At 42.1% G+C, this 12,723-nt stretch carries 11 protein-coding genes; 6 read left to right on the top strand and 5 right to left on the bottom strand.

Features of this window, described 5'->3' with window-relative positions; translation table 11 throughout:
• Window positions 1-333: 333 nt before the first annotated feature.
• Window positions 334-1,206: a LysR family transcriptional regulator gene (locus tag JMV76_RS02560; RefSeq protein WP_045446822.1), complete on the bottom strand. Its 873-nt coding sequence runs from the start codon at window positions 1,204-1,206 to the stop codon at window positions 334-336.
• A gap of 486 nt (window positions 1,207-1,692) precedes the next feature.
• Between JMV76_RS02560 and leuC the strand changes: the two genes are divergently transcribed.
• From leuC to JMV76_RS02530, 6 genes are all read left to right on the top strand, one after another.
• Entirely contained in the window at window positions 1,693-3,111 is a 1,419-nt protein-coding gene (gene leuC / locus JMV76_RS02555) for a 3-isopropylmalate dehydratase large subunit (RefSeq protein WP_201501500.1), read from the top strand.
• Window positions 3,112-3,136: 25 nt separating this feature from the next.
• Window positions 3,137-3,601, top strand: a complete 465-nt coding sequence (locus JMV76_RS02550; RefSeq protein WP_201501499.1) for a hypothetical protein — start codon at window positions 3,137-3,139, stop codon at window positions 3,599-3,601.
• A 47-nt stretch (window positions 3,602-3,648) separates the two neighbouring features.
• The gene (gene leuD / locus JMV76_RS02545; RefSeq protein ID WP_055124341.1) at window positions 3,649-4,299 is read left to right on the top strand and encodes a 3-isopropylmalate dehydratase small subunit; all 651 of its coding nucleotides are present in this window, start codon (window positions 3,649-3,651) and stop codon (window positions 4,297-4,299) included.
• Between the two features lie 141 nt (window positions 4,300-4,440).
• A complete protein-coding gene (locus JMV76_RS02540) occupies window positions 4,441-5,031 on the top strand; it encodes a hypothetical protein (protein WP_227690030.1) in 591 nt (196 codons plus the stop codon).
• Between the two features lie 462 nt (window positions 5,032-5,493).
• Window positions 5,494-6,597 carry a 3-isopropylmalate dehydrogenase gene (gene leuB, locus JMV76_RS02535; protein ID WP_201501498.1) on the top strand — a complete coding sequence of 368 codons (1,104 nt, stop codon included), beginning with the start codon at window positions 5,494-5,496 and terminating at the stop codon, window positions 6,595-6,597.
• A gap of 428 nt (window positions 6,598-7,025) precedes the next feature.
• On the top strand, window positions 7,026-8,222 hold the full coding sequence (locus JMV76_RS02530; RefSeq protein ID WP_201501497.1) for a L,D-transpeptidase family protein: 1,197 nt from the start codon (window positions 7,026-7,028) through the stop codon (window positions 8,220-8,222).
• Between the two features lie 304 nt (window positions 8,223-8,526).
• Here the strand turns inward: JMV76_RS02530 and infA are convergent, their stop codons facing one another.
• The 4 genes from infA to JMV76_RS02510 all read right to left on the bottom strand — a co-directional run bounded on the left by infA (window position 8,527) and on the right by JMV76_RS02510 (window position 12,672).
• Window positions 8,527-8,748, bottom strand: coding sequence for a translation initiation factor IF-1 (gene infA, locus JMV76_RS02525; protein WP_045446828.1), 222 nt, complete (start codon window positions 8,746-8,748; stop codon window positions 8,527-8,529).
• A 121-nt stretch (window positions 8,749-8,869) separates the two neighbouring features.
• On the bottom strand, window positions 8,870-9,709 hold the full coding sequence (gene truA, locus JMV76_RS02520; RefSeq protein ID WP_198329719.1) for a tRNA pseudouridine(38-40) synthase TruA: 840 nt from the start codon (window positions 9,707-9,709) through the stop codon (window positions 8,870-8,872).
• Window positions 9,710-9,783: 74 nt separating this feature from the next.
• Window positions 9,784-10,869, bottom strand: coding sequence for an asparaginase (locus tag JMV76_RS02515; RefSeq protein WP_201501646.1), 1,086 nt, complete (start codon window positions 10,867-10,869; stop codon window positions 9,784-9,786).
• 174 nt (window positions 10,870-11,043) lie between these two features.
• Window positions 11,044-12,672 carry a FimV/HubP family polar landmark protein gene (locus JMV76_RS02510; protein WP_201501496.1) on the bottom strand — a complete coding sequence of 543 codons (1,629 nt, stop codon included), beginning with the start codon at window positions 12,670-12,672 and terminating at the stop codon, window positions 11,044-11,046.
• Between the last annotated feature and the right edge of the window lie 51 nt (window positions 12,673-12,723).

Below are 12,723 nucleotides of genomic sequence, written 5' to 3'. Positions count from 1 at the left end.
CTGTTAGTTTTATATGATTGATGCTGTTCTAGGGCTAATACGAATTCGCAGTGCTTAGAGATCAATAAGAATGCCATATTACATCGACTGCTCGCATTTGCGACTCATTTATCAGTATTGGCCACCTATATAACCAATCATTTAAAACCATTAAACCTACTGTTAACCATCATATATTACTCGAAGTGTTCAATATATGACTATCAGTGTTCTTATAGTAAATTTTTGTTATAAAAACAACGTCAAGCGTATTATAACGCATGAGGGTTGTAAATGCGAATAGCGTGCTTTTTAGATTCCATAGCACGCTCTAATCCTCATTTAGCGAGAGTCTTATTCAATAGGCGCTAACAAGTCTAACAAAGCAGTAACGCTGCTAGATTGCGTCAATTTCGGATTGATAACCACACCCAAATAGCGTTGTAACTCTATATTGTCTGCCATATCGATACGTTCTAAATCTTGACTAATCATGGTTTGCGGTAATACAGACCATCCCAGACCAACAGAAACCAGCATGCGAATAGACTCAAGAGGATTGGTGCTCATCGTGGCATAGGGTTTCAGATTGTGCTTAGCGAATTCAGCCAAGGTAATTTGACTGGTAAAAGTGTTAGCAGACGGTAAAATAGCAGGATAGCGCGCCAATTGCTCTAGTGTCACATTAGATTTGGTCGCTAAAGGCGATAGCGTACCTGTCATAAAGTAAAGAGGGTCTGACCATAGCGTATGATAGGTCAAGCGCTTATCATAAACGGGCGGCAGTGTTAAAAATGCTAATGATAAATCGCCATCGAGTACGGCTTTGTGCGCTTTTTCTGAATCAACAAAATGTACTTCTAGTTGTACGGCAGGATAAGCTTGGATAAAATGCTTAAGTACAGGCGCTAAATGGTGCAAGCCAATATGATGACTGGTGCCGATCACTAATTTACCAGATACGATATGCTGAGAGTGTTGCAGATTAATCTTAAAATTCTCATAATCTTCTAGCCACCGCTTGGCATGCGGCAGCATTTCATTGGCTGCTTGGGTTGGTACAATGCCGCGTCCCACCGTATCAAACAAAGTAATGTTGAATTCATCTTCCAAATTTTTGATGCGTTTACTGACGGCAGGCTGTGTGATAAACAGTTTTTCTGCGGCACCTGAGATGCTGCCAGTGTGCATAACGGTAACGAATGTCGTCAAGTTTGTGGTGTTCAAACGGATGTCCTTAGCTACTTTGCGAGCTATAAATAAAAGTTGGCTGACCCAATCACAATGTATTAGAAATAAAAGTTTGCGTCTGGGCAAAAATCATCAATTATTATTATAGGATTAGCCTGCTATAATCACAAGACATCAAGACGTATTGGGACATATTTATTCTATTAAATTGACTATTCGCAGCTCATCGCACGTTTTAAGCGCTGATAATGGTCATCAATGTAAAATCACCAATATAAAAATATCGATTTTGATACAAGCGCCGCTGACGATGCCGCTGATAATAAAGTATCGCGACGTATAAAATTCAAAGAAAATTTTTACCATAGACTATAGTCGAGTCAACTTAAAAGTAGTACAAGGCAACCGAGTGTAGATGTATATTTAATGCTTCAAGCGAGGTTAACGCAGCAATACTTTTATAGTGGAATGACTATAAGCAAGTAAAAAACCAGTAATTAGCAACCAATAAAGGATAGCAACATGGCCGGTCAAACGTTATATGACAAACTTTGGAATGCTCACGAAGTCACCAAGCGTGACGATGGTTCGAGCCTGATTTATATCGACCGCCATCTGTTGCATGAAGTGACCAGTCCGCAAGCATTTGAAGGCTTGGAGCTGGCCAATAGAGCACCGTGGCGCCTGTCGGCTAACATCGCCAGTCCTGACCATAACGTACCCACAGTCACTAAAGAGCGTTTAGAAGGCGTGCTTGGTATCAAGGACAAGGTATCACGCTTGCAGGTAGTGACATTGGATGAGAATTGCGCCAAATTTGATATCGCCGAGTTTACGATTAATGATGCTCGTCAAGGCATTTTACACGTCGTTGGCCCTGAGCAAGGTTTGGTGTTACCGGGTATGACAGTTGTTTGCGGTGATTCGCATACTGCTACTCATGGCGCGCTGGGCTGCTTAGCGCACGGTATCGGCACATCAGAGGTTGAGCATGTATTGGCAACTCAGTGCTTGATTCAAAAGAAATCAAAAAATATGCAAATTCGCGTCACTGGTAAACTTGGTGCTGGCGTGACTTCAAAAGACGTGGTACTTGCTATCATTGCAAAGATTGGCACGGCTGGTGGGACAGGGCATGCTATCGAATTTGCTGGGCAAGTATTTGAAGAGATGAGTATGGAAGGTCGCATGACCGTCTGTAACATGGCGATCGAAGCAGGTGCTCGCGTGGGTATGGTTGCAGTCGATGACACGACCATTGAATATGTTAAAGGTCGTCCTTATGCGCCAACCTCTGAGCAATGGACGCAAGCGGAAGCTTACTGGCGTACCTTATATTCAGATGATGACGCGGTATTTGATACTGTTGTTGAGTTGGATGGTAGCCAAATAGCGCCACAAGTCTCTTGGGGAACCTCTCCTGAAATGGTTGTCGATATCACTCAATCTGTACCAACACCTGATCAAGCGGTAGATGAAGCACAAGAAGAAGGCTGGTTACGTGCTTATACCTATATGGGTTTAGACGCTGGGCAAAAGATTACCGATATCCAGCTTGATCGCATTTTTATTGGTTCATGTACCAATTCGCGTATTGAAGATTTGCGTGATGCCGCCGCAGTCATTAAAGGTCGTAAAGTCGCGGACAATATCAAAGAAGCCATCGTTGTGGCAGGTTCTGGGCAAGTGAAATTGCAGGCTGAAGCAGAAGGCTTAGATGCCTTGTTTACTGAGGCGGGTTTTGAGTGGCGTGAGCCGGGTTGTTCGATGTGTCTTGCCATGAATGCTGATAAGCTTGAGCCACAAGAGCATTGCGCTTCAACGTCTAACCGTAACTTTGAAGGTCGTCAAGGTAATGGCGGTCGTACCCATTTGGTCAGCCCAGCGATGGCAGCAGCAGCAGCATTGGCGGGTCACTTTGTCGATGTAAGAACGTTTTAACTTTGCATTTCTATAGAGCATAAAAATGAAAATGCTGTTTGTTTTATTTTGCTTATTGGGTAGCTCTCAGCTAGCGATGGCTCGTGATTACTGTAATGGAAGATTTGCCTATTGTGTCGATGTGCCAAATCAACTGATATGGTTGCCTGAGGCAGATAATGGTGATGGTCGTCATTTTAAGTTACCCAATTCTAATGCCACTATTTTGGTCTTTGGGAGTAATACACCAACTGTTTTCTTTTATACAGATAGTGATTATCTACAAGAGAAGCAGCATCGATATAAAACAGGCATGACAGTTACTTACGAGCTGTTAAAAGACAAAACCTATACAGCAAGCGGCTATAGAAAAGACGGTCAAGTTTTTTATCATGTTATTAAAGTTAAGGATGGTCAGGAAGCAGTATTACATCTGAACTATCCTGAAAGTGAAAAAACTAAAATGACAAGTATTGTTAAACAAATGGCACGCTCTTTTAAGATTCATTAGACCGTCAAAAAATTTTACGTTAGTAATTGATACTTTAAGGAAAACTCATGCAAGCTTATAACACTCAAACGGGTATCGTTTGCCCATTAGATCGCGCAAACGTCGATACCGATCAAATTATTGCAAAACAGTTTTTAAAGTCTATTAAACGCACAGGATTTGGCGTCAATTTGTTTGATGATTGGCGTTATCTTGACGAAGGATATCCGGGGCAGGACAATAGCACACGCGTTATCAATCCAGAATTTGTGCTAAATAAGCCGCGTTATCAAGGCGCGACTATTTTGCTGGCACGCCGCAACTTTGGCTGTGGCTCGAGCCGTGAGCATGCGCCTTGGGCGTTGTCTGAATATGGCTTTCGTACGGTAATCGCGCCAAGCTTTGCAGATATTTTTTATAACAATTGCTTTAAAAATGGCATGCTACCAATTGTCTTGGACGAGGCAATTGTAGATACATTAATGAAAGACACGCTTGCTAATGAAGGCTATGAGCTAACCGCAGATCTTGAACGCCAAGTCGTCGTTACTTCGACAGGTGAAGAATATGCATTTGACGTAGATGCGTTTCGCAAACACTGCTTGTTAAATGGCCTTGATGATATTGGTTTAACTTTGCAGCAAAGCGATGCCATTAAAGATTATGAGCATAAGATGATGCAAAAAACACCATGGATATTTAACGATGTACGAGCATAAATCATGAATCTGCAAGCCATTACTTATAAAACTGCTGAACAGTAATAATGTAACGTTGAGTTATGGCGGTGAACTGGCTAAAATGAAGGGTAGTTTTTTTACGATATTTTATTATTTCTCTCATAAATAGTAGCCGCCATTATGAATAAAAAACGTTATGCTTTATGGACAAGTACGGTTGTTGCCGCAAGCTTATTGTTGTCAGGCTGTCAGCTATTGACTGGGTATCAGAAAATAGATGAGGCAGAAAATGCCAAAGCATGGGCAGGTAAGATTCAACCGATTGCGGGTGAAGTCAATATTGCCTGTATTGGAACTTATCATTGTGAAATTGCACGGATAGATAAGACACGAGTGATAGGGGCTGATACGCATGAGCCTATCAATCCTGCCATGCTGGTCGCGATGAAAGATATGAGTGCAAAGGGCAAAAGTCATACCAGCAATAAGCATGCACAAACATCAATGCACGCAAACATAGATATGACACCACTCGCTCATAAAAATGAGATTAAAATTGTACCTTTGTCTGCCTCAGGCATGCCGGGTTTAACCAATTATTATGCGCGGGTAAAACCTGCAAAACGCGAAGTACAGGTGAATTTCTATCCAGAAAACAATCTGGGCTATGTTGAGCGTTTTACTTTAATTCACGATTTTATTGACGCTGATACTTATCAATTACGCGCTTATCAGAAAAAATCTAACGATAATTCTGGCAGTTTTTATTAGACACCGCTTCACCACAGCCGCTATGTGTTGACCTGTATCAAGGCAACACTGTACAGCGCCGATTTTGTAAAGAGCTGTCTGCTGAGCATCAAGGAGAGTTTGTAGAAACTCGTATCGTGAAAGCATTGCCTGCATCATCGAAAGTAAAAGCCAAAGCTTAAAGCCTATTTGATTTTCAAAAATAGTAAATTGATCACGGTTTTTTGTGCTATTGAAGGCACTAAAAATCGTTTTTAGGAAAATATCGTAAATTTGTAGTATTAGGGCTTGTCCTCAATTCAATCGATTATCCTCTAAATGAGTTGAAAATGGCTAAATTTTGCCAAACATCGTTAAATAGCTTATCAATATCTCGATATTATTTGCGCTACTTTCCTTGTTTGACGGCAATTTTTATCACCATTTTTAAAATGAGGACATGCCCTAACATAAATAAAAAACTACCTACCCACAAGGATTAGTATGGCAACGATTTTAACATTAGCGGGCGATGGTATCGGTCCCGAAATCATGACTCAAGCCATTGACGTACTGAATGCGGTCAATAAGAAATTTGCGTTAGATTTGACACTTGAATCTGGATTGATTGGCGGTGTGGCCATTGACGCAACGGGCGAGCCTTTGCCAGATGAAACGCTAGACCGTGCCCGTGCAGCAGATGCGGTATTGTTAGGAGCGGTCGGTGGCCCTAAATGGGATGGTATTGAACGCAGCAAGTGCCCTGAACGTGGTTTACTTAAAATACGTGGTGAGCTTGGTTTGTTTGCTAATCTACGTGTGGCAAAGCTTTACCCGCAGTTGGTCAATGCGTCTAGTATCAAACCTGAGATTATTTCAGGCTTGGATTTGCTTATCGTTCGTGAGTTGACTGGTGGTATCTATTTTGGTGAGCCACGTGGAATCCGCACACTAGAGAATGGTGAACAGCAGGGCTACAACACCATGGTCTATAGCACAAGCGAGATTCAGCGTATCGGTAAAGTTGCTTTTGAATTGGCAAAAACGCGTGCGCAAGCAGCAGGCACAGCAGCGAAAATTTGCTCAGTGGACAAGGCAAACGTATTAGAAGTCACCGAGCTGTGGAAGCAAACGATGACCCAAATGCAGCAAGCAGATTATAGCGACGTAGCGTTATCGCACATGTATGCTGACAATGCTTGTATGCAATTGATCAAGAATCCTAAGCAATTTGATGTCATGGTGACAGGCAATATGATCGGTGATATCTTGTCTGATGAAGCTGCTATGCTCACTGGATCTATCGGTATGTTGCCATCAGCCAGTCTTGATGAAGCAGGCAAAGGGATGTATGAGCCGTGTCATGGTTCAGCGCCTGATATTGCTGGGAAGGACAAAGCCAACCCATTGGCGACTATTTTATCGGTTGCGATGATGCTGCGTTATACTTTTAAGCAAGAAGCAGCGGCACAAGCGATTGAGCAAGCAGTGAGTGATGTCCTTGATGATGGTTTGCGTACGCTTGATATCTTGGACAGTAGTGAAGCTGGATTGAAGCAAGTGGGGTGCCAAGAGATGGGTCAAGCAGTGTTGGCTAAATTACTCTAGTCCCACTATAGTGATATAGATTGAATTTTCCCCTGTTTTATTTCGATAGGGATAAACTCTCATCTTTATCTTTAATCGTCGTTCTAAACCCATAGTTTGCTCAGCAAATTATGGGTTTTTTTTATGTTCATTTTAATCACTTTCTAGCGGTAACACACTAAACCAGATAGTTGTAAAAAAGTACTTGTTTTAACACAGACACCGCAGGACAAGGGCTTTATTAACATAAAGCTGTTATATGCTCACAAGGTAATATGACACTATAACAGCTTACAAACCACTAGAATCGCAGACTTTCACGTTAGAAGAGAGCTGATGAAAAGGTGTTTGAGTAAAGTTGGTTATGAAGGCGTTACAACGTGTCATATTACCTTGTGAGCATATAACAAAATAAAACTTATTATTTTTATAAAAATTAGGAGCATGAGGTGTATCAATTAAAAAAAATCAGCACAGCAGTAGCGATGATTGGTTTTTCTACGGCAGTTTTTATGGGGCAAAGCGTTGCAGCACCACTGGATAGTGTAAATGCTAACAATCAAGCAACGACCAATAACTTTGACAAACAAGCACCGGCCAATAACGATGAAGCCAGTATTAGCAAAAATAATGCTAATAAGGCGAATGCTGCTGAAGAAGTCAGCCCTGTGACCAATGGCGTTAGCCAAAAGCTAGAACGTGATAGCAAAACCGCAAATGCTTCGAACAAATTTTTACCTACCATCAAGTACACGACAGACAATTTATCAGTTGCTGCGCAAAAGGTGAATGATGCCACTTGGAAAGAGGGGATGAATATCGACCGTATCATCGGTACTAAATTGCAAGCCTTATTGAATTGGCACCACAATGGTGTGGGTCCTGTTGATGGTTATTGGGGCAAAAATACCCGAAAGGCCATGCAAGCGTTTCAACAAGCAAATGGTTTGGCAGTCACTGACACGCTAAACAACAAAACATGGCAAGCGCTGACAAAGAATGAAAAACTCGCGGTGCAGCCAGTGCTAGTCAGCTATCAGATAACTGATGCGGATGTTAATATTAAAATGACAGAAATACCAGCTGGTGCTGAAGCCAAATCCAAACTTGAGGGATTGTATTATGAGAGCATCACGGAAGGGTTAGCAGAAAAATTCCATATTAGTGAAAGCTATCTCAAAGCGTTAAACCCTAAGGCTAGCTTTACGGCGGGTGAAACCATCACAGTTTATAATCCTGGCAATCCAAATACCAAGCCTGTCAGTCGAGTCGTTGCTAATAAAGCCACTGAAACGCTATATGCCTATGATGATAAAGACAACTTAGTTGCCAGCTATCCGACCACAGTAGGTAGTACGGCAACACCGTCACCAACAGGGACGCATACGGTAGAGGTGAAGGTACATGAGCCTAATTATACTTATACTGCTAAAGACGGTAGTAAGTCTATTCTTCCACCTGGCCCTAATAATCCAGTGGGCTCGGTATGGATCGGGCTTAGTAAGCCTTCTTATGGTATTCATGGCTCACCAGATCCTGACCGTATCAGCCGTCAAGCCTCAGCGGGTTGTATACGCCTGACAAATTGGGATGCACTTGCTTTGCTAGGGGTGATTCAAAACGGTGCGACTGTCGAGTTTAAATAGTACCTCACTATTTCTAAATCATGCTACTTATTAATCATGATTTAGAAATTTGAAAGTAAGTCAACTCATAAAATTTAGACAAAAAAATACCGCTGAAATTTAGCGGTATTTTTTATGATAAAAACAAATAACTAAGACTGAATAACTAAAATATTGATAGGCAATAATGAGCAGGTTAGCATTTTCATTATTATTATCAGTTAAACCACCCAAGCGTCTATATCAGCTATCAGCGAAAAGAAGCTATTTAGCAACCAGCTGTATTTATATAAATGCTTTTATAACCATTTTAGTGTGTAAGAAATTAGTTTTTGCCACGATAAGTAATACGACCTTTTGATAGGTCATAAGGTGTCATTTCGACCTTAACTTTATCACCTGTCAAGATACGGATATAATGCTTACGCATCTTACCTGAGATGTGAGCAATGATTTCGTGTCCGTTTTCTAAACGAACTCTAAACAGGGTATTCGGAAGGGTGTCAATGACTTCGCCTTCAAATTCAATAATATCGTCTTTTGCCATAGTTGGTATCAATCAATTAAAAATAAGCCCATATTATACGTAAGTTAGCGGATTAAAGCAATACAGCACTAGGTTTTTACTTGACAGCCTGTAATCGTTATGTATGCCAACTCCTATTTATTTAGTCAGGTAAATTTAGCCAAATGGGGGTTAAAGGAGCATTTGGCAGTCGTTGTTGAAAATGCTCAGGATAGTAAGCATTGATAAAATATAGACCATCACCAGAGGCAGTAGGCGGTGCGATAGTACGATCTTTTTTGGCTAAAATATCTAAAAAGGCTTCCGGCTGCAACTCGTGGCGACCGATGGCATACAAGGTGCCCATTAAGTTACGAACCATATGATGCAAAAATCCATCTGCTTGAATATCAAAAACGATAAACTGACCATGGGCAAAGAGTCTTGCGTGACTGACTGAGCGTACCGGTTGATTAGACTGGCAAGCAGCGGCGCGGTAGCTACTAAAATCGTGAGTACCGACGATCTCAGCCGCCGCCAGTTGCATCGCTGCTAAATCGAGCGGTTCATAGATGTGAGTGACTTGGTGATTCAAAATAGCAGGGCGCTGTGCTTGATTCAGCGTGATGTAGCGATAGCGACGGGCAATGGCACCAAAACGCGCATGAAAGTCGTCAGGCATTGGTTGAATCCAGCGCAGGGCGATATCATCAGGCAATAGACTGTTTACTCCGCGCAGCCAGTTATGAGTAGGACGATAGGCACGTGTCGTAAAGTGGGCAATCATATTACTGGCATGGACGCTTGCATCGGTACGACCAGCCGCGACGACTTCTACCGCCTCATTTGCGACTTTACCGATAGCGGTTTCTAATGCTTCTTGTACGCCTAATACTTCTCGTTGTCGCTGCCAGCCATGATAGCGCGTGCCCAAGAACTCAATTGCAATGGCTAATGTATAGGTTGTGGGCGTTTCAGCGTTGCTGCTGTTAATCTCGGACATGTTAATCTCGGACATGATTGGTATTGGACATGATTGGTATTGGCTCTTATAAAGTAAACATATTTAACGATAGTCTAACGTTTTTTGATAGTGGTGCCCGCCTGATTGACATTGTTCAACCAACGTTGTCTGCGCCGAGCGGGATTGTCATAACGCAGCAATAGCCATAATAATCGTGCATAGATAGCAGGAATCGTTAAGCGTCCGCCAGCAATCACATGATACTGGTATTGCCAACTACCAGCCGCATAGCTGTCACTGACACCGCCAAATGGAGACTGGCTGGCACATATCACCATGTGGCCGTTTTTATAAGCAAGCTCTAGTGCCTCTGCTAGCGCTTGAGAATAAGGAACATTACCTGCGCCAAATCCTAACAGGATAATGCCACATGGCGGCTGTGATAATAACGCCTGTAGCTGGCTAGTCATTACCTCAGTGTCGTTTGGCAAGCAATATAAAGCATGAATGCGTGCTTGCTCAGCCCGAGATTCGATATGGTCAATCATTGCTTGCTGATCATCGAGCCAATGCTGGCGGCGGGTATCCGGTAAGTTTTTGATATAACTATTGGCAGGATAGGCAGCTCTAGAGTGACCCGTAAATGCCATCAAATCATGGCTATGAATTTTTTGTACCGTTTGCGCAGGCCAAGACTCACCGCCAAAAGCAATCTTCACACCCGACTCACCAGCAGCAGCCAGTTTTAGTGAATCGCTGAGGTTATCCCATGCGTCGCTATGGTCATCGATATCATAGGAATGTATCACCTCGCTGTCTAACAATGGGCGCATACTACCAGTGACGATTATACAAATATCACTGCCAGCAAACGCTTCTGCTAAAAACGCACCCAAATAACTCAAAGTATCTGTACCAGTGATGAGTACAAAACGCCTGTCACCTTGTGCATAGGCTGCTAGCAAAAGCTGATAAAAATGTACAAAGTCGTTAGGGGTAAGCTGGCTACTGTCTTTAATTAAGTCGTTATCCAGCCATGAGATTTGAGACAAGTGGTTAGCGTTATCTCGGTCAGTCAATAGCTTTTGTAAAGTCGGTAAGAATATTTCTGCTGATAACGGTGCTAAGGGTCGTCCATAGCTACCAAAAGTACCGCCAGCATAAATGAGTTGGACAGGATTGGATAATGTATTTGTCATAGCAGAAAATGGCATAGTATGAGCCGTAATAAAGAAGTATGTGATAAAAAAGAGAAATTAAGGTTGGATGCTAATAGCGCTCAGTAATAATAAATAGTATAAAGGTTAAATGCAAAAAAAATCAGCAAGTATTCTTAGTGTTATAGAATACTTGCTGACAAAACGATGGGGCTTTTACGCAGTACGATCTAGTAAGACTTTTGCTTGGTTCTGTTGCTCACTAGTGCCCTGAATTAATACCTCATTTAATAAGCGTTTGGCACTGTCGTATTCACCCAATTGTAAATATTGGCCTGCCAAATCTAGCGTAACTTGAGTGCTATCTAATGATTTTACAAAGTCAAAGTCGGCCGCAAAGCGGGAGGAGAAGTCTTCTGCTGTTTCAGCGGCATCTTCGGCGGTAAGGGTAGACTCGTCCTCAATTGGAGCAACTGGGCTGAGTGCTGTTGAAGAGTGAGTATCGAATTCATTGTCTAATAAAGAGTTATCATCGAACAGCAACGGGGCTGTCGGTGTGACACTAGATTCTTCAGCAAGAGCATATTCTGAATCATTATTATCAAGCGATTGTGCTTCGAGATTAATATTTTCAAAGCTCTCAGTGTCAAAGCTCTCAGTTTCAAAACGATCTTCTTCAATAATGAAGTTATCAATATCACTATTTTCTTCAAGTACAGGCGCTTCGCTTTCTATTAATGTTTCTATGTTGTTTGGCGCATCGAGACTGTCTAAAGACAAAGTGAAATCATTTTCTTCGTCATTCTGGACAGTGTTGATAGACAATGCTTCAGCAGTTTCGTCAATATCTTTATCGACATCAGTTGCTAGATCATCAAAGTCTAAAATGAACGCGTCATCTTCTAGCGTCATTTCATCGTTAATACTATCAGGGCGTTCTGGAATGACAGAATCCGTTGCCTGCGCATCAGTTTCTTCAGATGAATCAAAGCTGAAGTCAAAATCACTAAGATCATTGAGATCATTATCTTCTGCGGACACCGCGACATCATTATCAGTTCTGTCGATATTGGCAGTGTTTAGGCTTTCATCATCTGTCATCTCTAATGATGAAGTGACTGGCGCCGTATCAGTCGCCTCAGATGCGCTAATATTACTCTCTAAATCACTCAGCGTAAGATCAAAGTTATCTTCTACATTGTCGCTAGTAAGACTGGACTCATAAGATGTGTTTGTTACTGCCGAGTTAGACAGGCTGTCATCTATCAGCGTACCATGGTTATCTTCAGAGGTTGCTGGCTGATCAGATAGCGCGTTCTTACTATCGATTTGATTAATCGGTAAGTCAAAATCTATGCTTTCAAAATGGCTATTATCTTCTACGGGTGCCTCTTTTGCTGCGACTTGATTCTGCTCTTCCGAAAATAAAGCTTTTAACTCATCAGCTAGCGCAAGACTTTTTGAGTCGCTTTGCGTCTTGATGGCATCATAAACTTTGTTAAAGTTCTCTGGCTGATTAATAGTCGCGTAGATGCTGAGTAATTTAACAGATAATTGACCATCATTCGGTTTTTCGCTTAGGCCGCGACTGAGGGTTTCAATGGCTTTGTCATAACGCTGTTGATCCATGAAGCGCTGGGCAATCGTAATATGATCAAACTTATTGTCATCATCTTTGTGGCTTTGGGCAGGAGTGTTGTGATCCGTTTTTGGCATCGGAGCTGGCGTGGCGGTACTCATTCCCAGCTGCGCTGAGGGCTTTTGCGCTTTCTTTTTGTACAATAGTAAACCGGCTACTATTAGAATAAGTACCAATCCGGCGATGATATATAGCATATTGTCCATAGTTACTCCCACGCCTATGATCACAGCACACTGCGTTGATCAGTTAGGCAA

It is taken from the genome of Psychrobacter cibarius, assembly GCF_904845955.1.
GTDB lineage: Bacteria > Pseudomonadota > Gammaproteobacteria > Pseudomonadales > Moraxellaceae > Psychrobacter > Psychrobacter cibarius_B.
Note: the sequence above shows the minus strand (reverse complement) of the source record. Positions and strands in the feature narration are given on the sequence as shown.